Below are 22,153 nucleotides of genomic sequence, written 5' to 3' on the forward strand. Positions count from 1 at the left end.
CCATGTCTACACTGCCCGGCCCCGCGAGGCGAGGGGCATCACCCATGGTGACAGGGGGCCCTCACGGTTTCGTCACGACTCCGGACCCGCACGGGCTCGAGGTCCTCGGAAAACGCACGACGGGCTCAGGTGCCGAGGGAGCGGGCCAGCTCGGTGGTGGCCCTGGCGATCTCCGTGTCCTCGTCCGCCAACAGCCGGCCGAGGTCGCCGCGCCGGGCCCGCACCGCCTGGCGCGCCGCGCGCTCCCACGTCACCGGGTTCTCCCGGCGGTTCATCAGCTTCGGGTAGACGGCGGCGGTGCTCTCCCACTGCCGGGCGTCGGCGATGCTCTTGAGCAGCTGGATGATCTCGGCGCGGCAGGTCACGTGCGGCAGCTTCGCCAGCTCCCACAGGAACGGAACCGTGGCGGCGGTCGCCTGCTCCACGACGAAGCCGAACTGACAGATCCGCTTCCGCAGGTCGTCCAGGGCGGACCGGGCCGTGTCGGCGTCTCCCCAGGCGATGCCGTTGAGCAGCAGGGGAATGGCCGCGGCCGATCCGGTGGAGTCCTGGATGTCGCCCCACGGCACACGGTCCAGTGCCGTGAGCGGCGTGGTCCGGGCCACCCCGGTCGGGGCGTCGGGGCGCTGGGGGCGCTCGCTGCTCGGGTGTTCCGTCGAAGCGCTGCGCATGGCGAGGGGCCTTTCCGCGGCAGTCGTGTCAGAGGGGTGGACAGGTCGACAATCTGGCCCAGACCGTCTTGCCCGCCGGAGGGCTGGGGGCCCAGCCCCACTCCTCGGACAGGGCGTCGACGATGCACAGCCCGCGGCCGTTCTCCTCCAGGGAGCAGCCGGCGGGCGCGTACAGGGGCGGATGGTCGTCGGGGTCGGAGACGGTGACCAGCAGGTGCGTCGGGTCCAGGAGGAACCCGAGCCGGATGTCCGGCGCACTCGATGCCCCCGGCGCCGCGTGCGTCGCGGCGTTGGCGGTGAGCTCGGTGATGACGAGGGTGGCGTCGTCACAGCAGTGGTCGAGCGACCAGACGTGGAGGGTGTCACGTGTGAAGGACCGGACGCGCGCGAAGCCCTCCCGGCTGCACTCGACGCGCAGGACGGCCGAGGCGCACAGGGCGGCCGGGGGCTGCGGCATCGTCTCCGGCATCGGGGGCGGGGTCCCGAACGGCGTCGCCTCGTACGGCGTCGCCGTGAGCGGGCCGGGTGGGACGGGCGGGACGGGTGGTACGTCGTGGGCCGTCGCCGATGCGCCTGCGTGTGCCGCAGCCCCACTCGGCGGCTGGAGCACATGGTGCGCAGGTGATGACACGGCATCTCCCCGATGCGACGTCAGGACGAGGCGCCAGCACGGGGGTTGACGCCGCAGCTATTATCCACGCTGACGGCGCTCGCGTGCAATTGCACGAGAAATTGCGTGAAAATCAAGCCGTCGTGGGTACGCAAGCCGGGACGAATACGGCCTCAGAGCAAGGAGACTGCGGTGCCACCAGTGCGGAACGGAGTGCGGGCGAGTTCGTTGGACGCCTGCTGGATCAAGAGCCGGCACAGCAACGCCGAGGGCAACTGCGTCGAGGTCGCCCCTCTCGTCGACGGGGGGATCGCCCTGCGCAACTCCCGCGACCCCGACGGTCCCGCCCTGGTCTACACGGCCGCGGAGGTGGCGGCGTTCCTGGCCGGTGCGAAGGACGGCGAGTTCGACCACCTGGTGTGAGCGGGGGGCCCGACGCGTCCGCGGTGTGAAGCCTTCATGGTGAAGCGGAGCCCAACTCCTCATATCCGTGCGCTCCTACGGGCTGATGCGGAGACGCCCGGACGAGTGCGATAGTGTAAATCGCCCTTGTGCCGGTCTGCTGGGAGTCAGGATGTCCGCCGCGTCGCATCGCATCTCCCGTCTGGAACCCTACCTGGACAGGCCCGAGCCGGCGCCGACTCTGCTGAAGATGCTCGTCGGTGTGCAGCTGGCAGGCTTCCGTGAGGACGCCGGGCTCGCCCAGGACCAGGCGGCGCGCGCTGTCGGTTTCAGCGCCGCGAAACTCTCCCGCATCGAGGCGGGCAAGGGCCGCCGCCCGCCGACGGAGAGCGACGTCCGGGCGCTGCTGGAGCTGTACGGCACCGACGCCTACGAAGCCTCGGTGCTGCTCAAGCTGCTGCAGCGCGCCGGTGAGCCGGGCTGGTGGCAGCGGTACGACAAGCGGCTGATGCCCGAGTGGTTCGACCGCCTGGTCGGTCTCCAGGAGGCCGCCGCCACCATCCGTACCTTCGAGATCCAGTACGTGCCCGGCCTGTTGCAGACCCCCGCCTACACCAGGGCGGTGGTGGAGCGCGGCCTGCCGAACGTGCCCGCCGGCGAGGTGGAGCGGCGCGTCGAACTCCGCAGGCACCGGACGCGTCTGCTGTCCCGGTCCGACGCCCCGCAGCTGTGGGCGATCATCGACGAGTCCGTGCTGCTGCGTGTCCTGGGCAGCACCGACGTGATGCGGGAACAGCTCGCGCACCTCGTCGAGATGGCGCAGCGTCCCCATGTGACGGTGCAGATCGTGCCGCTGGACGTCACGAACGCCTCGGCGCCCGCCATCCCGGTGACGTATCTGCGCTTCGGCGGCCTGGACCTTCCCGACGTGGTCTACCTGGAGCACATCAGGAGCGCCAACTTCCTGGAGGACCGCGACGAGACGGAGGAGTACCGGATCGCGCTGGACCGCCTCGCGGACGAGGCGCTCAAGCCGCGTGACTCCCTCGACATGCTGCGCCGGACGATGGACGAACGCTACGGGTGACGGGCATGCGCCTCGTGTGGGACGGCTCGCGTCCCACACGAGGGGCCTCGGTCACTTCGCCGGCGGAACCCGCCCCACACCGCCGAACTCGATCCATTCGTGGGTGAGCTGACGGGGCGCCACCTCTGTGTCCGGACGCCAGGTGGACACCTCGACGAGACCCGGTTCGAGGACCTCCAGGCCGTCGAAGTACGCGGCGACGTCCTTCTCCTCACGCACCCGGCCCCAGTGCCCCTGCGTCGCCTGGTCCATGAAGTTCGTGACGAAGTCGCGGACCTCGGGGTCCTCGCTGACCAGCTGGCACATCACCATGAAGCTGCCGGGCGCGAGCCGTTCCCGGACGCGGCGCGCCACCGCGAGGGGCCCGTCGGTGTCGCTGTCCGGGATGCAGTGGAACACCGAGTTGAAGAGCACGCACACCGGCTCGGAGAAGTCGATCAGCCGCTTGGTGTCGGGGTGGTCGAGGATCTGGTCGGTCTCGCGCATGTCCGCGTGGATGACGGTGGTGCGCTCGTCCTGCTCCAGCAGCGCGCGGCCGTGGACCAGCACCATGGGGTCGTTGTCGACGTACACCACGTGGGTCGTGGGGTCGATGCGCTGGGCGACCTGGTGCACGTTGTCCTGCGTGGGCAGACCCGAGCCGTGGTCGAGGTACTGCCGGATGCCGTACTCCTCGGACAGGGTCCGCACGACCCGCTGGAGGAAACGCCGGTTGTTCAGGGCCAGGCGGCGCGTGCTGGGGACGACCTTGTCGAGTTCCTCGCACGCGGCGCGGTCGGCCGCGTAGTTGTCCTTGCCGCCCAGGTAGTAGTCGTACATGCGCGCTGCCGTCGGCACGTTCGCGTCGATCTCGGTGGACAACTGCTTCTCGGAGTGCATCGTTCCCCCTGCAAGGTGCCGCGCCAACGGACTGGCTGGACAGGAAGTACATCCTAGGGAGCGGGAGTTGGGCGGTGCCAGCCTGTCGGCGAAGGTGTCCACGATCGAACGACATGATGATCGGCCCAGGTTTCGCCGCGACCGTGGGAATGTCACGGTTCGCGCACTCTGTGTCACCGACTCTCCCGTGGTGGCGGGCCACTTACGGGATCTTGAGGCCACGAGCAGCCCATGGCAGGCTCATGCCGCGTGATCGATGACTTCGCGAAGGACAACCTGCACGGGAGACTGCGGCGGGACCGCGAGGCGCTGCTCTGGAAACTCGACGGCTTGTCCGAATACGACGTCCGCCGACCTCTGACAGCGACCGGGACCAACCTCCTCGGCCTGGTCAAACACGTGGCCACCGTCGAGGCCAGGTACTTCGGCGAGGTCTTCGACCGCCCTTCCCCGGAGCCGCTGCCCCGGTGGCAGGACTCCGACGGCAGCGATCTGTGGGCGACCGAGGACGAGACCCGTGATCAGATCTTCGGGTTCTACCGGCGCACGTGGGAACACTCGGACGCGACGATCGACGAGCTTCCCCTCGACGCCCCCGGCCACGTGCCGTGGTGGCCGGAGCCTTATGCCGCCACGAACCTGTTCGCCGTCATGGTCCATGTCCTCGGCGAGTCCGTCCGGCACGCCGGGCACGCCGACATCCTGCGCGAGGGCCTCGACGGCCGGACCGGGATGCGCGCCGAACACGAGATGCAGATCGACGAGGAAGCCCGTGCGGCCCATCGCGCGAAGATCGAACAGGCCGCCAGGACGGCCGCAGCGATCAAGGCTCGGAGCCGACCGGTCGCATTCCGCGTGGACAACGCCGACTCGATTTAATGTGGAAATAGGAGAACTCATCGGAAGTCGATGACGGCCTGTCGCCGGCCGCTATTCTCACTGGCCCCGGCCCGCCTTTCCAGGAGAAGACCATGGGCGACTATTACGACCTCGGGACCCACAGCCGTCCCGTCACCACATCCTCGGCGGAAGCGCAACTCTGGTTCGATCGCGGCCTGGTGTGGACGTACGCCTTCCATCACGAGGAAGCCGTCGCCTGTTTCGAAAAGGCGGCCGCGGCCGATCCCGAGTGCGCGATGGCCCATTGGGGAATCGCGTACGCGCTCGGCCCGAACTACAACAAGCCCTGGGAATTCTTCGACGACGAGGAGCTGGCCGACACCGTCGAACGCACGCACACCGCCGTCGAACGGGCCCACGACAGAACCGCCGGCGCCACCCCGGTCGAGCAGGCCCTCATCGGCGCGCTGCGCGCCCGCTACCCGCAGCCGGAGGCCGTCGAGGACTGCTCGGTGTGGAACGAGCCCTACGCGGACGCGATGCGCGCGGTGTACGAACTGGCTCCCGACGACCCGGACATCGCCACGCTCCACGCCGACGCCCTGATGAACCTCACCCCCTGGCAGCTGTGGGACCTGAAGACCGGCCGGCCGGCCGAGGGCGCCCGCACCCTGGAGGCCAGGGCCGTACTGGAGAGCGCGCTCGGCACCGCCGCCGGGGCGGACCACCCCGGCGTCCTGCACCTCTACATCCACCTGATGGAGATGTCCCCGACGCCGGAGCAGGCGCTGACCGTCGCCGACCGCCTGCGCGGCGTCGTGCCCGACGCCGGGCACCTGCTCCACATGCCCTCGCACCTCGACGTCCTGTGCGGCGACTACCGCCGGGTCGTGGCCGCCAACAGCGACGCGATCGCGGCCGACGAGAAGTTCCGCCGGCGGTCCGGCGCGATGAACTTCTACACCCTCTACCGGGTGCACAACTACCACTTCAAGATCTACGGGGCGATGTTCCTCGGCCAGGAGCGGATCGCCCTGGACACCGCCGCCGAGCTGGAAGCCGCCGTGCCCGAGGACCTGCTCCGCGTGCAGAGTCCGCCGATGGCCGACTGGCTCGAGGCCTTCCTGGGCATGCGCGTCCACGTGCTGATCCGCTTCGGCCGCTGGACCGACATCCTCGCCCTGCCGGCCCCCGCCGACCCGGAGCTCTACTCGGTGACCACCGCCCTGCGGCACTACGCCCGCGGTGTCGCCCTCGCGGCCACCGGTGAGGTCGCCCGGGCCGAGACCGAACGCGAACTGTTCCGCGCGGCGGTGACCCGGGTGCCCGGGACGCGGATGCTGTTCAACAACACCTGCCACGACATCCTCGCCATCGCGGCGGCCATGCTGGACGGGGAACTCGAGTACCGCAAGGGCAACCACGACCTGGCCTTCGCCGCCCTGGAACGCTCCATCGAGCTCGACGACAACCTCCCCTACGACGAGCCCTGGGGCTGGATGCAGCCCACCCGCCACGCCTACGGGGCGCTGCTGCTGGAGCAGGGCCGGCTGGCGGAGGCCGAGGCGGTCTACCGCGCGGACCTCGGCCTGGACGACACCCTGCCCCGTGCCCTCCAGCACCCGGGCAACGTCTGGTCGCTGCACGGCTTCCACGAGTGCCTGCTGCGGACGGGCAAGACCGGCGAGGCGGCCCTCGTGGCCCAGCAGCTCAAACTGGCGACGGCGCTGGCCGACGTGCCGATCCAGGCGTCCTGCTTCTGCCGCCTGGACACCGCGCCCGGCCCCGAGCAGGCCGACGGCTGCTGTCACTGACCCGGTGGGGGCCCGAGCCCGGGGGCCCCTTTCTCACGCCGGTCGACCGAGACCACGGACCAGCCGGCCGCCGCTCAACGGCCGGCCGGCGCAGGCGGGGCCGGCACCGGGCGCATCAGGACGAGGCCGTAGACGACGATCCACACCACCCACATCAGCCAGCCGACGAGGCCGAGGAGTCCGAGCGGGCCGTCGTGGTCGATGACCAGGGGGGTGAGCACGGCCGAACAGGACAGCAGCGCGGCCGACACCAGCCCCCAACGGCCGTGCCACGGCCGGATCAGCCCCGCACGCAGGCCGGCGAGGGACAGGCCGACCAGCGCGACCGCCAGGAACGTGCCGTTCAGGGTGAACAGGGCGTCGTGCAGAGCCCACAGGCCGCTCGCCGCGCCGACGCCGTCCGCGGCTGTCGAGGCGAGCGCCAGCCGGATCGCGACGACCCCGGTGAAGACGGCGTTCTGCAGGACGAGCCCGGCGAAGCCGAGCAGGGCCCACGCCTCGCCCCGGTCCCGCTCGGACCGCCACAGCACACGGACCGCGCCCGCGCCGAACAGCGTGGCCAGCACCCAGGCGAGGGGGGTCACCGCGGAGCCGAGGCCGACCAGGTCCCCGTGCGTGCGGAAGAACCCCTCGACCTCCTCGACGCCGGAGCCGGTGCGCGGCAGGCCGGCCGGTACCAGGACCACGTTCCCGGCGACGATCAGGAAGGCGAAGCCCACGGCGGCGAACCCGCTGATCCGGGCGAAGCCCAGGGGAGCCGGGGGAGTACCCGGCGGAGGACGTAACATATATTGATTATAAGCAGCGTTCAGTGAATGTGGGGAAGGGGCCGAGCATGACCGAGGGGCCGGGGCGGCGGCGGTACGACTCCCTGCGCCGGACGGCGCAGGCGCAGCAGACGCGTGCCGACATCGCCCGTGCCGCGCTGCGGCTGTTCGTCTCCCACGGGTGGACGGCGACGACGGTGCGGGACGTGGCCCGCGAGGCGGGGGTGTCCGTGCCCACCGTCTACGCGGCGTACGGCAACAAGTCCGGACTGACCCGGGCGCTGGCCGACGCGGCCGACCTCTCGGCCGATGTGCCGCAGCAGGTGGCCGAGTTGGAGGCCGCCGCGACGGACCCCGCCCGGCAGCTCGCCGCGATGGCCGGCTACGACCGGCGTCTGTACGAGCGCGCCGGCGAGATCATCACGCTCGTCCGGGAAGCGGGCCGTTCCGAGCCGGAGCTGGCGACGCTCTACCGCGACAGCCGGGTGCGCGGCGACCAGACCCGGGTGCAGGTCTTCTCCGCCTGGCCGCCTGGAGTCCTGCGCCCCGGCGTCGACGTGCCGTCCGCGGTCGACGTCTACGCCGCGCTGTGCAACATCGACGTCTACAACGAGCTGACCGCGGAACGCGGGTGGTCGCCCGACCGCGTCGAGCGGTGGTGGTGCGGGGCGCTGGCCCGCGAGCTCCTGAACTGACCGTCGGAGACGTTTGCACCGCCTCTTCAAGGTCACTCGGACCGTGACCCCGAAGTCGGACACGGCTTGGAGTGAAGGAACCGTGGCTGGAGAACAGAAGGGCAAGGCCAAGGCCGAGCAGGCCAAGGGAAAGGTCAAGGAGACGGTCGGCCGTGCCGTGGGCAACGAGCGGCTGGAGGCCGAGGGCCGCGCGGAGCAGTCGAAGGGCGACGCCCGGCAGGCCAAGGAGAAGACGAAGGACGTCTTCAAGCACTGAGGACGTCTTCAAGCACTGAGGATGCCTTCAAGCGCTGAGGGCGTCTTCAAGCACTGAGGGCGCCCGTCGCATGCTGGTGCCGCGTTCCCGTGGGGGGCGCGGCACCAGTCACGCTGTCCCCGTGCGGCAAGGGCGCGGCACCGGCCACGGCAGGTCTCCGCTGACGGCGATTGGCAGAATCCCGGATTGTCCCCGGCCGACGGCGGGACGAGGATGGCCGGACATGGAGAGACAGCAGGGTCCGTTACCCCACGAGGCGCGCAGCGCCGCCGAGTTCGTGGCCTGCATGCGCGCACTCAAGCAGCAGGCCGGCCTCACCTACCGGCAGTTGGAGGCCAACGCGGAGCAACGCGGGGACGTGCTCGCCCGCAGCACCGCGGCGGACCTGCTGCGCCGGGATTCGCTGCCCCGCGCGGAGGTGGTCGCCGCGTTCGTCCGGGCCTGCGGCAGGGGCGAGGACACCGCCGACTGGCTGGACGCCAGGAACCGGCTGGCCGCCGCCGAGCCGCCGGACACGGACGAGGAACCGACGCCGGATCCCGCCTCCCGGGCATCGGGCCCGGGCCGGATCCGGAACCGGCGGGCCCTCGCCGCCTCGGCCGGCGCCGTGCTGCTCCTCGCCGCGGTGGGAGCCTGGGCGCTGCTGCCCGACGAGACGGACGACCGGGACGGGACGACGAACGCGGCCGGAGTGGCGCCACGCTCCGCACCCTCGGCGTCCCCCGGCCCCAGCACCGATCCCGACGGCCCGGCACCCGGACGGTCCCGGATCCGGCCGGTCCTGGCGCCCCGGCTCTGCCTCACCGAAGGCCACGACCGCAAGGGCCGCTACCGCAGCCAGATCGCCGCCCAACGGCCCTGTGCCGACGCCACACCGCCCGACCTGTCACTGGTGTCGGTCGGCACCACAGGCTCGTACTACATCCAGTGGCGGCACCCCGTGCAGGGCGACGGCTGTCTCACCGCGCTGGGCAGCGGCCACGTGGTCGAGGGACTGCTCGAACCCTGGCCCTGGGAGAGCTGTTCGGCGGACCGCACCAGCCAGCATTTCTACTTCGACCCCGTCGGCGACGCCGAGACCGACCGCTACCGGATCCACGTGGTGCAGAACGGCATGTGCCTCGGCGTCAACGGCACCGACGACCGGGCCGCGGGCGCCGAGATCGCCCAGCAGCGGTGCACCGGGGCACGGGACCAGGAGTTCCTGGTGGAGGCCGCCGGCTGAAACCCTCCGTCACGCCGTGACCGCGCGGGTCTCCTCCAGGGGGAAGTGGCACGCCGCGCCGTGGAGCGGCGCACCCGGCACAGGCGCGGGGGCGACCTCGGCGCACAGGTCCCGTGCTCGCGGACACCGCGTCCGGAACCGGCACCCGGACGGCGGGTCGGCCGGTGACGGGATCTCGCCGGTGAGCACGATGCGCTGCCTGCGGCGCCCGCCGCCGGACACGGGGGACGGGGCCGCCGACAGCAGCGCCTCCGTGTACGGGTGCCGCGGCCGCTCGTAGACCTCCTCCGTCGGGCCCGTCTCCACGATCCTCCCGAGGTACATCACGGCGACCCGGTCGGCGAGGTGCCGCACCACCGACAGGTCGTGCGAGATGAACACGTACGACAGTCCCAGCTCGTCCCGCAGGTCGCACAGGAGATTGAGCACCTGGGCCTGCACCGACAGATCCAGCGCGGACACCGGCTCGTCGCAGACGATCACCTCGGGCTCCAGCGCGAGGGCACGGGCGATCCCGATCCGCTGCCGCTGCCCGCCCGAGAACTCGTGCGGCAGGCGGCGCGCGTCCGAGGCGCGCAGCCCGACCATCTCCAGCAGTTCGGCCACCCGCCCCGCCCGCTGCGACGCGGGCACGAGCGCGCGGTGGGTCAGCCAGGGCTCGCCGATCAGATCCGCGGCGGTGAGGCGGGGGTCCAGGGAACCGAACGGGTCCTGGAACACCATCTGCACCTTCCGGCGCCAGGCGAGCAGCTCCGCACCCGACAGCGCGAACGGGTCGACGCCGTCGTGGCGCAGGCTGCCCGCGTCGGGCCGCTCCAGCCGCAGGAGGACCCTGGCCAGCGTGGACTTGCCGCAGCCCGACTCGCCGACGAGTCCGAGGGTCTCCCCGCGTCCCAGGGTCAGGTCGACACCGTCCAGTGCCCGCAGCCGGGTGCCGCCGCGCAGGGTCCGCCGGACCGTGAAGCTCTTGGCCAGACCGGTGGCCTCCAGCAGTGCCGTGTGCTCAGGCATCGGCCAGTTCCTTCCCGAAGTGGCAGGCGGCGGCCCGGCCGGCTCCGGTGCCGGTCAGCGCCGGCCGGTGCGTGGCGCAGCGTTCCCGGGCCATGGGACAGCGCGTACGGAAGGCACAGCCCGCCGGCACGGCGCCCGGCTCCGGCGGGCTCCCGGGGATCGAGGCCAGCCGGGCGCCCCGGTGCTGCTCGGCCGGGACCGACGCCAGCAGGCCCCGGGTGTACGGGTGGTGGGGCCTGCCGAACACCTCGGCGACCGGCCCGGTCTCCACCACCGTCCCGGCGTACATGACCGCGACCCGGTCCGCGTGCTCGGCGGCGAGCCCGAGGTCGTGGGTGATGAGGACGAGCGCCGTCCGCTGCTCGGCGCGCAACTCGCCGAGCAGGTCCATGATCTGGGCCTGCACGGTGACGTCCAGTGCCGTCGTGGGCTCGTCGGCGATCAGGACCTTCGGCCGCAGGGCGACCGCCGTCGCGATCAGCAGGCGCTGCCGCATCCCGCCGGAGAACTGGTGCGGGTAGGCGTCCGCCCGGGCGCGGGCCTCCGGGATGCCCACGCGTTCCATCAGCTCCACCGCCCGGGCCCTCGCCGCACGCCGGGACAGTCCCTCGTGGATGCGGAACGGCTCGGCGAGCTGGGCTCCGACCGTGTGGACGGGGTTGAGCGCGCTGAGCGCGTCCTGGAAGACCATGGCGAGACCCGGGCCGGCCAGCCGGCGCCGGGCCCGCCCTCCGAGCCCGAGCAGGTCCACGCCGTCCAGGCGCACGCGCCCGCCCACGACTTCGGCGACCGGGTCGAGCAGACCGGCGACGGCGTGCGCGGTCATGCTCTTGCCGCAGCCCGACTCGCCCAGCAGCGCCAGCGTCTCGCCCGAGCGCACGGCGAAGCTCACCCGGCGGACGACGTGCACGGGACCGGCCGGGGTGTGGACGTCGACGGACAGGCCGTCCACGACCAGGACGCCGGCCTCGGTGTCGTCGCCGGTGGGACGGGCGTTGGTACCGGCCGCGCTTCCCGGCACCGGACGCTCCTCCTCCCTCTCCTCTTCCGTGGCCGCGTCGGCCGCCGCGGACCGCCCCCGGTCACGCCGCGGCCCCCGGGAGCGTCGCCCCAGCCCCTCCCGCCACCGCTGCCCGGGGTCGGTCGTCAGCCGGGCCCAGGAGGCGAGCACGGTCGCCGAAACGGTCGTGACGACGATCGCCAGGCCCGGGAACAGCGCGATCCACCACGCGCTCTGCAGCTCCTGCCGCCCCTGCGCCACCATCAGCCCCCAGCTGACGTCCGGCGGCTGGATGCCGATGCCCAGGAAGCTCAGCGACGACTCGGCCAGCATGACGAAGCAGAAGTCGAGCGCGGCGACGGTGAGCAGCGTGGGCAGCACACTCGGCGCGACGTGCCGCCGGATGGCCGCCCAGCCGCCCGTGCCGAAGGTCCGGGCCGCGTCCATGAACAGCCGGCTGCGCAGCTCCGCCGCCTCCGCCCGGGCCGTGCGCAGATACACCGGGATCCGGGCCACGGCCAGCACCAGCACCAGGCTCGCGGCGCTCGGCGAGAAGACGTACAGCACCACCACGGCCAGCAGCAGGGAGGGGAAGCTGAGGATCACGTCGGCCACCCGCAGCGACACGTTCTCGCGCCAACCGCCGTGGTAGCCCGCCCACATGCCCCACACCGAGCCGATGACGAGCGAGCAGAGCACGGCGGGCACCGCCACCGCCAGGGTCGTCCCGGCCGCGGCCAGCAGCCGCGCGGCGACGGGGCGCCCGAGCGAGTCGCTGCCGAGGACGAAGGCCCAGCCGTGTTCGAGACTGAAGGGCGGGCGGCCCGGGGCGCGCAGGTTCTGACGGGTCGCCAGCTCCCCGGCCAGCAGCGGCCCGAGCACCGCGCCCAGCGCGACCAGGAGGAGGACCAGGGCCGCCGCGGTGGCGAACCGGTCCCGGAGCAGCAGGGCGAACCACCGTCGCCGTACGGCCGGACCACCGGCCTCGGAAGTGTCAAGCATGTCCCGTCCTTGGCTCATGCCGCCGCCCGCTGCCGTACCCGCGGGTCGAGGAGCGCGTGGCAGAGGTCCACCAGGATGTTGAGAGCGAAGATCGCCAGCGCCGTCACGAGCACCGCGGCCTGCAGCACCGCGAAGTCCCGCTGGAGCACCGAGTCGATCATGAGTTTGCCGATCCCGGGCCAGCCGAAGATCGTCTCGACGACGACCGCTCCGTTGACCAGCCCCACGGCCAGGTCGCCCGCGACGGTCAGCGCCGGTGCGGCCGCGTTGCGCAGGGCGTGCCCGAAGACCACCCGGATTTCGGAGGCGCCTTTGCCGCGCGCCACCTTCACGTACGGGGCGGACAGCGCGGAGACCATGGCGCCGCGCACCACCTGGACCAGCACCCCGAACGGGCGGATGAGCAGCGTGGCCACGGGCAGTACCCAGGCCGCCGCGCCGCTGGTGCCGGAGGTGGGCAGCCAGCCCAGGGTGACCGCGAAGACCAGCACGCCCATGATGGCGATCCAGAAGTCGGGCACGCTGGCGGCCGTCGACGACAGGAAGGTCGCGATCCGGTCGGTGACCGAGTTCGGGCGGTAGGCCGCCAGGCTGCCGATGACCACGGCGCCCGCGAGGGCGAGCAGCATCGTCCAGCCGGCCAGTTGCAGGGTCGCGGGGAACGCCCGCAGGACGGCCTCGCCCGCCGGCTGGGCGGTGCGCAGCGACTCCCCGAAGTCCAGGTGGGCGACCTGGGCGAGGTAGTCGCCGAACTGGTTGATCAGCGGGTCGTCCAGGCCGTTGCGGGCGGCGAACTCGGCCCGCATCTCGGGCGTCGCGCTCAGCGGCAGGTACAGGTTGGCGGGGTCTCCGGTGAGACGGGCCAGGAAGAACACGCCGAGGACCACGAACAGCAGGGGGACGACGCTGGAGACGGCGCGGCGGCGCAGCAGGGTCAGCACGTGAGGTCCTCTCCCTCAGTCCGGGCGCCGCATGTCGACGAGTCGCATCTCGTCGTTGGTGGCGGAGTCGGGCCGGTAGCGGACCTTGGGGGAGAGGGCCAGCAGACCGGTCATGTTGGCCATCACGGCGTCCCGTACGACCTTGTCGTTCTGGTGGGCGAACGCCTCCGCGAACGCCTTCTGGCGGTCGCCGCCCGAGGCGAGTCCGGCCCGCTCGATGAGCGTGTCGAACTCGGCGGTGCCGTAGCTGCTCTGGGCGCCCTCGCTGCCGTAGATCTGGCCCATCGTGAAGGCGGCGTCGCCCGCCTGGTTGCCGTGCTGGGCCTGGAGCAGGGTGGGACCGGTGTCGCCGGCGGGGAAGGGGCGCAGCAGGTACTCCAGCCAGGCGTTGACGTCCAGCATCCTGATCCTGACCTTCAGCCCGGCCTTGATCAGGCCGTCCTGGACGACCTCCATGGCCTCGGCGGCCTTCGGGTAGATGCCGTTGCGGCCGACGATGGTGAGGGTGGTGTCCGTGCGGACCCCGTCGGCGCGGGCCTCGGCGACCAGTTCCCTGGCCCGTTCCGGGTCGTACGGCCACGGCCGGACGCTCGGGTTGTAGCCGGTGACGCCCTGGGAGACGAGCTGCCCGCTGGGCCGTCCGGCGAAGACCGCCGTGGTCAGGCCCTCCCGGTCGATGGCGTAGTTGACGGCCTGCCGGACACGGATGTCGTCGAGGGGCGGCTTGCCGGCGTCCATGCGCAGGTAGGAGACCTCGTTGGTGGCGAACTCCACGGCGCGGTCACCGGCCCCGTCCTCGGGTGCGAGGCCGATCGCGACATCCGCCTCGTCGTTCGTCACCATCGCCGCCCGCACACTGCCCTCGGCGCGCCAGACGTAGGTGGCCGCCGCGAAGTCGGGGGCCTTGCCCCAGTAGCCGGGGAAGCGTTTCAGCCGCAGGTAACGGCCCTGGTTCCACTCGTCGATGCGGTAGGGGCCCGTGCCGACCGGCTCGCGCACGCGGGAGTCGGGGGCGGTGCCCGTCGGCACGATCTCGACGAACGACAGGCGCAGGGGCAGGATCGGGTCGGGCTTCGCCGTGGTGACCCGGAGGGTGGTCTCGTCGACGGGCGTGGCGGTGAGCTCGCTGTCCGCGAAAATGTAGCCGTCGACGTTGCAGTCGATCCCCGAATCCGTGGCGCGTGCGATCGAGAACGCCGCTGCGGCCGCCGTGAACGGCGAGCCGTCGTGGAACGTGACGCCCCGGCGGAGGGTGAAGGTCCATGAAGTGGCCGACGTGCGGGTCCACCGGGTGGCGAGGGCGGGCTCCAGGCGTCCGGTGGACGCGTCGCGCTCGGTGAGCGCCTCCGTGATGTTGGCCCGGGTCACCCGGCCCGTCGCGGTCAGCGAGGCGTCACACGGCTCCAGCGTGGGCGGTTCCTCGGGCAGGACGATGCGTAAGTCGTCCGGTCCGCCGCCGATGGGATCGGCCCCGGCGACCGAGCAGCCGGAGGCGGCGAGCAGGACGACGAGGGACGTGACGATCGGACGACTGCGGGCTGCGCCTGAACCGGCCACTGTGCCTCCGCGCTCGCTCCTGTACACAACAGAGAACGTCGTTTAGATATGTGGACGGTCATTATTGGGGTGGCGGGGCGGAACGCGTCAAGGGGTGTGCGCCGGTTCCCAACTCGTCCTGCCTCTTGACGTGTTGATTGCCGTCCTAAAACATTCGGGAAGCTCGATTGGTTCTGCGCGGTTCTGTTCGCTCCCGAAGGGAATTCATGTCCAGCAGACATCGCCTCGCCCGGGCCCTGGCGGCCACCGTCCCCCTGGCGCTCGGCGCGGGGCTCGTGGCCGTGCCGCCCGCCGCTGCCGCCGAGCCCCCCGGCAGTGCGGTCACGGTGCGGATCGACCCGTCGTACCGGCAGCAGGAGTTCGAAGGGTGGGGCACGAGCCTCGTCTGGTTCGCCAACATCACCGGCGGCTATCCGGAACCCATCCGCAGGAAGCTCGTCGACATGCTGTTCGGCGAGGACGGCCTCCGCCTGAACATCGCGCGCTACAACATCGGCGGCGGCAACGCCCCGGACGTCCGCAAGGACTACATGAAGGTCGGCGCGACCATGGAGGGCTTCTGGAAGGCCCCGCCGGGCACCACCCGGGAGGACACCGACTGGTGGAACCCGGACGACCCGGACCACTGGGACTGGTCCGCCGACGCGAACCAGCGCTGGTGGGTGGACCAGGTCAAGAGCAAGGTGACCCGCTGGGAGGCCTTCAGTAACTCCCCGCCCTGGTTCCAGACCGTCAGCGGCTACGTCTCCGGAGGCTTCGACGCCAACACGGACCAGATCCGGGCCGACCGCGTCGACGACTTCGCCACCTACCTGGTCAGGGTGACCGAGCGGCTGGAGAAGAAGCACCGCATCCGCTTCGACACCATCGCCCCGCTGAACGAGCCCAACACCAACTACTGGGGCACCCAGATCGGCCCCGACGGACAGCCCACCGGCGGCCGCCAGGAGGGCGCGCACGCCGGCCCCGAACTCCAGCAGAAGGTCGTCCTGGCCCTGCACCGCGCCCTGCGGGACGCCGGCACCCGCGCCACCGTCTCCGCCATGGACGAGACCAACCCCGGCACCTTCGTCCGCAACTGGAACGCCTACGACGCCTCCGCCCGCGCCGCCGTCGACCAGCTCAACGTGCACACCTACGGCACCGGCATGCGCACCAGCGCCCGCGACAGCGCCAAGGCCGCGGACAAACCGTTCTGGATGAGCGAGGTCGAGGGCACCTGGGGGACCGGCACCGACTTCACCGGCATGGAACCGGGGCTCGGCATCGCCACCCGGGTCGTCGACGACATCCGTGAACTGGAGCCGTCGGCCTGGGTGTTGTGGCAGCCGATCGAGGACTCCATCCCGCAGGCGGCGGCCGGCAAGAACTGGGGCAGCATCCACATCCCGTTCAACTGCACCGCGAAGGACACCCTGGAGACCTGCCCGGTCAAGGCCAACACCAAGTTCCACACCCTGCGCAACTTCACCCACCACATCCGGCCCGGCGACCACTTCGTGAAGGCCGACGACCCCTCCAGCGTCGCCGCCGTACGCAGGTCCGGCCGCGGAGCGACCGTGGTGCACGTCAACAGCGGCACGACCCCGCGCGCCGTCACCCTGGACCTCTCGAAGTTCCGGCGCGTCGCCCCCGGCGCCACCGTGACCCCCGTGGTGACCAGCGCCGAGGGCGCACTGGTCCGCGGCACGCCGGTGCGGGTGAAGGACGACTCCGCCACGCTGACCGTGCCGCCGAAGTCGGTCACGACCCTCCTCGTCGACGGCGTGTCCGGCACCGCCGCGGACGCCGCACTCGTCCAGCCCGGCCACGTCTACCGCCTCCAGGGCGCCCAGAGCGGAAAGTCCCTGGCCCCGTCCGCCGACGGTGACGGCGTCGTCGTCCGCACGAACGACCCGGCGGCCAAGTCCCAGCTGTGGTCCGTGCAGCGGCTGACCCGCGGCGAGGGCAACCGGGACCGCTACGCCCTCGTCAGCGCCTCCGACGGCAGGCGCCTCACCGTGCGCGACGACGAGGCCGTCCTCGAAGAAGCGGGCACACCGGCGTCACCGGCCGCGCAGTGGATCATGTCGACCACCGGGGACGGCACCTGGACCTTCGTCAACGCCGCCACGGGCCGTCTGCTCGACGTCGTCGGGCAGTCCACGGCGGACGGCGCCCGCGTGTCGGCCTTCCTGCCGACCTCCGCGGCCAACCAGCGGTGGGGCGTCACCGACGAGACGGTGCTCCGCACACAGCCCGCCAAGGCGTTCACCGTCCCCGGCCACGCGCCCGACCTGCCCGCGACCGTGACGCCCGTCTTCCGCGACGGCGCCCGGGGCGCGCTCCCCGTCGAGTGGACACTGCCCTCGCCGTCACGCTGGCGCGAGCCCGGAACGGTACGGGTGAAGGGCCGGGCGACCGACGCGCTGGGCCGGACCCTGCCCGCCGAGGCGCTGGTCACCGTGGACACCGTCGCCGCCACCCTCCCCGCCCGCGCCAAGACCTACACCGGCGGACGGCCCGGACTGCCCGCCACGGTCACCGGCGTCGGACGGCACGGCGGAACCGCCGACCTCCCGGTCACCTGGGACACCGCCCCCGAGGGTGCCTTCGACAAGGCCGGGGTGGTGACCCTGCGCGGCACCGCCCGGGTCCCCGGCGGGACCACGACGGCGGCGACCGCACGCGTCCAGGTCACCGCGCCCCGGGAGACGAACGCCGCGCGCGACCAGGGCGTGACGGTCGGCGCGACGTACACCGAGAGCGGGTACTCCGCCGAGGGCCTGCGCAACGGGAACACCTCCGAGAAGGCCTGGTCGAACTGGAAGTCGGGCACGAAGAACCCGTCCGACACCATCACCCTGACCCTGCCCGAGGCGCGCGACCTGACCCGCGTCGTGACCCACTTCCACCGCGACGGCAGCAACGTCAGCTTCGCCGAGGCCCTCAAGGTGCAGGTGCGCGGCGCCGACGGCACCTGGGCCGACGCGAGCGACACGGTCCCCGTCGGCACCGAGGGCACGCCCGTGGCCGACGTGCCGGTGCGCGCGAGCGGCCCGGTGACCGGCGTGCGCGTGGTCATGACGGCACGCCCGGGCGGCTACATCACCCTGGGCGAGATCGAGGTGTACGCCAAGGCGCCGGGCACCTCCGCCGACGCCGCCGCGGCCTCGATCGAGGTGGACGGGACGCCGCTGACCGGCTTCGACCCGGACCGGACGAGCTACCGCACGGCCGTCGACCGGCCGGAGCGGGCCCGTGTCACCGCCTCCCCGCGTGACCCCTACGCGAACGTGACGGTCCGCGCGGACACCTCCCGGGGCAGGACGGCCCACGTCGTCTCCGTCACCGGCGAGGACGGCTCACAGACACGCGAGTACCGGATCGAGCTCACCCGCCGCTGACCTGCCGCGGACACGAGGAAGCGCGGGGCCCGCACGCCCCGCGCTTCCCTGCGGCACCGCGCGGATCAGACCGCCGGGGCCGGGTACGTCGGGTACTCCACGCCCGACACGTGCTGCACGACCCGGATGACCTGGCACGAGTAGCCGAACTCGTTGTCGTACCAGAGGTAGAGGATCGCGTTGTCGCCCTCGACCTTGGTGGCGCCGGCGTCGACGATCGAGGCGTGGCGCGAGCCGATGAAGTCGCTGGAGACCGCGTCGGGGGCGCTGATGAAGTCGATCTGGCGCTTCAGCGGCGAGGTCAGGGACACCTCGCGCAGGTAGTCGAGGACCTCCTGCCGCGTGGTCTCGCGCGCGAGCTGCAGGTTGAGGATCGCGATGGAGACGTCCGGCACCGGCACCCGGATGGAGCTGCCGGTGATCTTCGCCTTGAGGTCGGGCAGCGCCTTGGCGACGGCGGAGGCGGCGCCGGTCTCGGTGATGACCATGTTGAGCGGCGCGCTGCGGCCCCGGCGCTCGGACTTGTGGTAGTTGTCCAGCAGGTTCTGGTCGTTGGTGAACGAGTGGACCGTCTCCACGTGGCCGCGCTGGACCCCGAACTCGTCGTCCATCGCCTTCAGCGGCGGCACTATGGCGTTCGTGGTGCACGAGGCGCAGGACAGGATCTGCTCGTCCGGCTTGATCGTGTCGTGGTTGACGCCGTGCACGATGTTCGGGACGTCGCCCTTGCCCGGCGCGGTCAGCACGACCTTGTCGATACCGGGGCGCAGGTGCTGCGACAGGCCCTCGCGGTCGCGCCACTTGCCGGTGTTGTCGATGAGGATGGCGTTCTTGATGCCGTACGCCGTGTAGTCGATCTCGGACGGGTCGTTCGCGTAGATGACCTTGATCTCGTTGCCGTTGGCGACGATCGTGCTGGTCGCCTCGTCGACGGTGATCGTGCCCTGGAACTGGCCGTGGATCGAGTCGCGGCGCAGCAGCGAGGCGCGCTTGACGATGTCCTGCTCGCCTCCGCCGCGGACGACGATGGCCCGCAGCCGCAGGCCGTTGCCCGAGCCGGCCTTCTCGATGAGCAGCCGGGCGACCAGGCGGCCGATCCGGCCGAAGCCGTAGAGGACGACGTCGCGTCCCTCGCGGCGCTCGATCTTCTCGGCGCCGGTGGCCCCGGCGACCGCCTCGGCGGTGAACTCGGCGACCGACAGACCGCGGTCGTCCTCGCGGTACGTCGCGGCCAGCATGCCGATGTCGATCTGGGACGGCCCGAGGTCGAGCTCGGCGAGGGTCTTCAGGAACGGCAGCGTCTCGGTGACCGAGAGCTCCGCGCCGGCGATCTGCCGGGCGAACCGGTGGGTCTTGAGGATGCTGACCACCGACTTGTTCACCAGGGAGCGGCTGTGCAGCAGGACCGTCACGTCCCGCTCTCGGTGCAGCTTCCCGATGATCGGGATCATCGACTCCGCGATCTCCTCGCGGTTCTTCCAATTGGTGAACGAGTCCTCGTTGGCAGTCACGAATCCATCTTTCGAGCTAGGCGGCGCTCATATGTTAAACCGTCGATTTCCTGATCATGAACGGGGGGCTCCGGGGCCTGCGGCCGGCTTCCCGCGCGCCCCCGAGGGTCCGGCCTGAGACGATCGGAACGGAGCTTCCGTGCGAAAGGGACGCGCATGGATTTCGACGCTGTGGCCGACGAGCTGTACGCCCTGCGGCCGGAGGACTTCACCGCCGCCCGTGCCTCGGCCGTGGCGGCCGCCCGCACCGCCGGCGACCGCGAACTCGCCGAGCGCATCGGCGCGTTGCGCAAGCCCAGCCTCGCGGCCTGGGCCGCCAACCTCCTGGTCCGCAGCCGCCCCGGCGAGGTCGAGCCGCTGCTCCGGCTGGGGGAGGGCCTCCGCCGGGCCCACCAGGACCTGGACGGCACCCAGCTGCGCGAGCTGAGCCGCCGGCAGCACGCGCTCATCCGCGCCCTGTCCGGCCAGACCCGGCAGCTCGCGAAGGAGGCGGGCCATCCGATCGGCGAGAGCGTGCAGCGCGAGGTCGAGAACACCCTGCACGCCGTCCTGGCCGACCCCGGTGCCGCCGAGGCCTGGGCGAGCGGCCGGCTGACCAAGCCGCTCAGCGCCGCCGTCGGCTTCCCCGCCGCCGCGGAGGGTGCGAGGCCGCAGCGTCCGACGCCCCCCGAGGTCCCCGACCGGCCGGACGAGAAGGTCGATGAGCGGCACCGGCAGCGGCTGACGGAAGCCCGCCGGGCCGCCGAGGAGGCGGAGCACGAGCTGCGGACCCGGCAGGACGAGGCAGCGGCCGCCGGACAGGTCGCCGAGGAGGCGAAGCAGCAGGTGGAACGCCTGCAGCAGCGCGTCGACGAGCTCACCGGGGAACTGGAGCGCACCAGGGGCGAACACCAGCAGGCCCGCTTCGCCGAGCGGTCGGCCCGGGAGCGGGCCCGCGAGGCCGACCGCCGCCTCCGCGAGGCCGACCGCCGGGCCGCGACGGCCGCCGCCCGGCTCGCCCGCCTGACTTCCTCGTGACGCGCCCCTACGTGCTCGGCCCGGCGCCCGGATGGCGGCACCGGGGGTGAGCGGCGCCGGCGGTGGCGGGGGATCGTCGGTGCAAGCGCGAGGACGGCGACGCCCGGGCGGCCCCGGCGCGTCACGGACCGCCCTGACAGTGGCCGGCCGCGATCATCAGCCCTGTGACATGGCTCACGGTCCCTGCCCACACAGCCGCCCCCGCAAAGCCTCACGCGGACGACACCAAAATTGAACCGTTCGTTTTCTTGAATCGGTCGTGTTTGTGCCGCTAGGTTGTCCCGCATGACCGCATCCGGGACCCCGACCACCGCCGAAGAGCTGCGCGGTGCCGGCCTGCGGGTGACGGCAGCCCGCGTCGCGCTGCTCGAGACCGTGCGGGACGGTGACCACCTCGGTGCCGAGGCCATCGCCTCCGAGGTCCGCGGCCGCGTCGGCCACATCTCCGTCCAGGCCGTCTACGAGGGGCTCCACGCACTCACCGCGGCGGGACTCATACGCCGCCTCGAACCACCCGGCAGCCCGGCCCTCTACGAGGGGCGGGTCGGCGACAACCACCACCACCTCGTGTGCCGCTCGTGCGGAGCGGTCGCCGACGTCGACTGCGCGGTCGGCCACGCCCCCTGCCTGACCGCGTCCGACGACCGCGGCTTCGCCGTCGACGAGGCCGAGGTCATCTACTGGGGCCTGTGCCCCGACTGTTCCACCGCCCGCAGTTCCTGAGCACGTGATCCACCCGAGCACCGTGATCCACCCCGTCCGGAAGGATTTCCATGACTGAGAACCACGACGCGATCGTCACCGACCCGAAGTCGGAGGAGGCGGGAGGGGGCTGCCCGGTGGCGCACGGCCGCGCGCTGCACCCGACCCAGGGCGGCGGCAACCGCCAGTGGTGGCCCGAGCGGCTCAACCTGAAGATCCTCGCCAAGAACCCCGAGGTGGCCAACCCCCTCGGTGAGGACTTCGACTACGCCGAGGCGTTCCAGAACCTCGACCTCGCGGCCGTCAAACGCGACATCGCCGAGGTGCTCACCACCTCGCAGGACTGGTGGCCGGCCGACTTCGGCAACTACGGCCCGCTGATGATCCGCATGGCCTGGCACAGCGCGGGCACCTACCGCATCAGCGACGGCCGCGGCGGCGCCGGCGCCGGCCAGCAGCGCTTCGCGCCGCTGAACAGCTGGCCGGACAACGGCAACCTGGACAAGGCCCGCCGTCTGCTGTGGCCGGTCAAGAAGAAGTACGGCCAGTCCATCTCCTGGGCCGACCTGATGATCCTCACCGGCAACGTCGCCCTGGAGCAGATGGGCTTCGAGACCTTCGGCTTCGCCGGCGGCCGCGCGGACGTCTGGGAGTCCGAGGAGGACGTCTACTGGGGTCCCGAGACCAGACGGAGAGCGCGTACCAGGAGGCGCGCAGGCTGCTGAAGAACCGGGGCGTCGACCGGTTCACCACCGTCTCCGACGGGCTCGGGCTCGTGCC

General features: G+C 71.9%; 19 protein-coding genes and 1 pseudogene. 11 read left to right on the forward strand and 9 right to left on the reverse strand.

The window, feature by feature from the left end; all coding sequences use genetic code 11:
• Nucleotides 1-125: 125 nt before the first annotated feature.
• Together ABZ948_RS19845 and ABZ948_RS19850 are read right to left on the reverse strand one after the other, a co-directional pair.
• Entirely contained in the window at nucleotides 126-671 is a 546-nt protein-coding gene (locus ABZ948_RS19845) for a hypothetical protein (RefSeq protein WP_359761236.1), read from the reverse strand.
• 28 nt (nucleotides 672-699) lie between these two features.
• Entirely contained in the window at nucleotides 700-1,140 is a 441-nt protein-coding gene (locus tag ABZ948_RS19850) for an ATP-binding protein (protein ID WP_359761238.1), read from the reverse strand.
• Between the two features lie 333 nt (nucleotides 1,141-1,473).
• Here ABZ948_RS19850 and ABZ948_RS19855 point away from each other — a divergent pair, with 333 nt between their 5' ends.
• A complete protein-coding gene (locus tag ABZ948_RS19855; protein ID WP_031118450.1) occupies nucleotides 1,474-1,704 on the forward strand; it encodes a DUF397 domain-containing protein in 231 nt (76 codons plus the stop codon).
• Between the two features lie 151 nt (nucleotides 1,705-1,855).
• The gene (locus ABZ948_RS19860) at nucleotides 1,856-2,770 is read left to right on the forward strand and encodes a helix-turn-helix domain-containing protein (protein ID WP_359761241.1); all 915 of its coding nucleotides are present in this window, start codon (nucleotides 1,856-1,858) and stop codon (nucleotides 2,768-2,770) included.
• Between the two features lie 51 nt (nucleotides 2,771-2,821).
• On the opposite strand, the gene ABZ948_RS19865 is transcribed toward ABZ948_RS19860, so the two are convergent.
• Nucleotides 2,822-3,649, reverse strand: coding sequence for an SAM-dependent methyltransferase (locus tag ABZ948_RS19865; RefSeq protein WP_359761243.1), 828 nt, complete (start codon nucleotides 3,647-3,649; stop codon nucleotides 2,822-2,824).
• A gap of 249 nt (nucleotides 3,650-3,898) precedes the next feature.
• On the opposite strand from ABZ948_RS19865, the gene ABZ948_RS19870 reads away from it, so the two are divergent.
• A complete protein-coding gene (locus ABZ948_RS19870) occupies nucleotides 3,899-4,528 on the forward strand; it encodes a DinB family protein (RefSeq protein WP_359761245.1) in 630 nt (209 codons plus the stop codon).
• Nucleotides 4,529-4,620: 92 nt separating this feature from the next.
• Nucleotides 4,621-6,303 (forward strand): hypothetical protein, encoded by a 1,683-nt coding sequence (locus ABZ948_RS19875; RefSeq protein ID WP_359761247.1) that lies wholly within the window; start codon nucleotides 4,621-4,623, stop codon nucleotides 6,301-6,303.
• A gap of 74 nt (nucleotides 6,304-6,377) precedes the next feature.
• Here ABZ948_RS19875 and ABZ948_RS19880 read toward each other — a convergent pair whose 3' ends face one another.
• A complete protein-coding gene (locus tag ABZ948_RS19880; RefSeq protein WP_359761249.1) occupies nucleotides 6,378-7,091 on the reverse strand; it encodes a 2-oxoglutarate/malate transporter in 714 nt (237 codons plus the stop codon).
• Nucleotides 7,092-7,138: 47 nt separating this feature from the next.
• On the opposite strand from ABZ948_RS19880, the gene ABZ948_RS19885 reads away from it, so the two are divergent.
• The 3 genes from ABZ948_RS19885 (at nucleotide 7,139) to ABZ948_RS19895 (ending at nucleotide 9,246) form a co-directional block, all read left to right on the forward strand.
• Entirely contained in the window at nucleotides 7,139-7,765 is a 627-nt protein-coding gene (locus tag ABZ948_RS19885) for a TetR/AcrR family transcriptional regulator (RefSeq protein ID WP_359761251.1), read from the forward strand.
• A gap of 82 nt (nucleotides 7,766-7,847) precedes the next feature.
• The gene (locus tag ABZ948_RS19890; RefSeq protein WP_359761253.1) at nucleotides 7,848-8,021 is read left to right on the forward strand and encodes a CsbD family protein; all 174 of its coding nucleotides are present in this window, start codon (nucleotides 7,848-7,850) and stop codon (nucleotides 8,019-8,021) included.
• 223 nt (nucleotides 8,022-8,244) lie between these two features.
• Nucleotides 8,245-9,246, forward strand: a complete 1,002-nt coding sequence (locus ABZ948_RS19895) for an RICIN domain-containing protein (protein WP_359761255.1) — start codon at nucleotides 8,245-8,247, stop codon at nucleotides 9,244-9,246.
• 9 nt (nucleotides 9,247-9,255) lie between these two features.
• On the opposite strand, the gene ABZ948_RS19900 is transcribed toward ABZ948_RS19895, so the two are convergent.
• From ABZ948_RS19900 to ABZ948_RS19915, 4 genes are read right to left on the reverse strand one after another with little or no spacing between them, the layout of a single operon-like run.
• Complete coding sequence (locus ABZ948_RS19900; protein ID WP_359761257.1) at nucleotides 9,256-10,257, reverse strand: ABC transporter ATP-binding protein; 1,002 nt, start codon at nucleotides 10,255-10,257, stop codon at nucleotides 9,256-9,258.
• On the reverse strand, nucleotides 10,250-12,259 hold the full coding sequence (locus tag ABZ948_RS19905; RefSeq protein ID WP_359761259.1) for a dipeptide/oligopeptide/nickel ABC transporter permease/ATP-binding protein: 2,010 nt from the start codon (nucleotides 12,257-12,259) through the stop codon (nucleotides 10,250-10,252). The genes ABZ948_RS19900 and ABZ948_RS19905 overlap by 8 nt, the downstream gene beginning before the upstream one ends.
• Before the next feature lie 14 nt (nucleotides 12,260-12,273).
• Entirely contained in the window at nucleotides 12,274-13,200 is a 927-nt protein-coding gene (locus ABZ948_RS19910; protein ID WP_359761261.1) for an ABC transporter permease, read from the reverse strand.
• 15 nt (nucleotides 13,201-13,215) lie between these two features.
• The gene (locus ABZ948_RS19915; RefSeq protein WP_359761263.1) at nucleotides 13,216-14,757 is read right to left on the reverse strand and encodes an ABC transporter substrate-binding protein; all 1,542 of its coding nucleotides are present in this window, start codon (nucleotides 14,755-14,757) and stop codon (nucleotides 13,216-13,218) included.
• 206 nt (nucleotides 14,758-14,963) lie between these two features.
• On the opposite strand from ABZ948_RS19915, the gene ABZ948_RS19920 reads away from it, so the two are divergent.
• Nucleotides 14,964-18,143 carry an RICIN domain-containing protein gene (locus ABZ948_RS19920; protein ID WP_359761265.1) on the forward strand — a complete coding sequence of 1,060 codons (3,180 nt, stop codon included), beginning with the start codon at nucleotides 14,964-14,966 and terminating at the stop codon, nucleotides 18,141-18,143.
• 65 nt (nucleotides 18,144-18,208) lie between these two features.
• Here ABZ948_RS19920 and ABZ948_RS19925 read toward each other — a convergent pair whose 3' ends face one another.
• The gene (locus ABZ948_RS19925; RefSeq protein ID WP_359761267.1) at nucleotides 18,209-19,654 is read right to left on the reverse strand and encodes a glyceraldehyde-3-phosphate dehydrogenase; all 1,446 of its coding nucleotides are present in this window, start codon (nucleotides 19,652-19,654) and stop codon (nucleotides 18,209-18,211) included.
• Between the two features lie 156 nt (nucleotides 19,655-19,810).
• On the opposite strand from ABZ948_RS19925, the gene ABZ948_RS19930 reads away from it, so the two are divergent.
• From ABZ948_RS19930 to ABZ948_RS19940, 3 genes and pseudogenes are all read left to right on the forward strand, one after another.
• The gene (locus tag ABZ948_RS19930; RefSeq protein WP_359761269.1) at nucleotides 19,811-20,671 is read left to right on the forward strand and encodes a hypothetical protein; all 861 of its coding nucleotides are present in this window, start codon (nucleotides 19,811-19,813) and stop codon (nucleotides 20,669-20,671) included.
• Between the two features lie 285 nt (nucleotides 20,672-20,956).
• Entirely contained in the window at nucleotides 20,957-21,394 is a 438-nt protein-coding gene (locus tag ABZ948_RS19935; protein ID WP_359761270.1) for a Fur family transcriptional regulator, read from the forward strand.
• Between the two features lie 50 nt (nucleotides 21,395-21,444).
• A pseudogene (locus ABZ948_RS19940) lies at nucleotides 21,445-22,059 on the forward strand (peroxidase family protein); the annotation flags it as partial.
• Nucleotides 22,060-22,153 lie beyond the last annotated feature (94 nt).

Origin of the sequence: Streptomyces olindensis, assembly GCF_040645895.1 — a bacterium.
Classification (GTDB): Bacteria; Actinomycetota; Actinomycetes; order Streptomycetales; family Streptomycetaceae; genus Streptomyces; species Streptomyces olindensis.

Excerpts from the sequence above, each read along its gene's own strand:
- ABZ948_RS19850 (WP_359761238.1), bottom strand. The coding sequence starts at position 1,140 with ATGCCGGAGACGATGCCGCAGCCCCCGGCCGCCCTGTGCGCCTCGGCC.
- ABZ948_RS19895 (WP_359761255.1), top strand. The coding sequence starts at position 8,245 with ATGGAGAGACAGCAGGGTCCGTTACCCCACGAGGCGCGCAGCGCCGCC.
- ABZ948_RS19900 (WP_359761257.1), bottom strand. The coding sequence starts at position 10,257 with ATGCCTGAGCACACGGCACTGCTGGAGGCCACCGGTCTGGCCAAGAGC.
- ABZ948_RS19865 (WP_359761243.1), bottom strand. The coding sequence starts at position 3,649 with ATGCACTCCGAGAAGCAGTTGTCCACCGAGATCGACGCGAACGTGCCG.
- ABZ948_RS19930 (WP_359761269.1), top strand. The coding sequence starts at position 19,811 with ATGGATTTCGACGCTGTGGCCGACGAGCTGTACGCCCTGCGGCCGGAG.
- ABZ948_RS19905 (WP_359761259.1), bottom strand. The coding sequence starts at position 12,259 with ATGCTTGACACTTCCGAGGCCGGTGGTCCGGCCGTACGGCGACGGTGG.
- ABZ948_RS19935 (WP_359761270.1), top strand. The coding sequence starts at position 20,957 with ATGACCGCATCCGGGACCCCGACCACCGCCGAAGAGCTGCGCGGTGCC.
- ABZ948_RS19875 (WP_359761247.1), top strand. The coding sequence starts at position 4,621 with ATGGGCGACTATTACGACCTCGGGACCCACAGCCGTCCCGTCACCACA.
- ABZ948_RS19880 (WP_359761249.1), bottom strand. The coding sequence starts at position 7,091 with ATGTTACGTCCTCCGCCGGGTACTCCCCCGGCTCCCCTGGGCTTCGCC.
- ABZ948_RS19885 (WP_359761251.1), top strand. The coding sequence starts at position 7,139 with ATGACCGAGGGGCCGGGGCGGCGGCGGTACGACTCCCTGCGCCGGACG.
- ABZ948_RS19920 (WP_359761265.1), top strand. The coding sequence starts at position 14,964 with ATGTCCAGCAGACATCGCCTCGCCCGGGCCCTGGCGGCCACCGTCCCC.
- ABZ948_RS19860 (WP_359761241.1), top strand. The coding sequence starts at position 1,856 with ATGTCCGCCGCGTCGCATCGCATCTCCCGTCTGGAACCCTACCTGGAC.
- ABZ948_RS19845 (WP_359761236.1), bottom strand. The coding sequence starts at position 671 with ATGCGCAGCGCTTCGACGGAACACCCGAGCAGCGAGCGCCCCCAGCGC.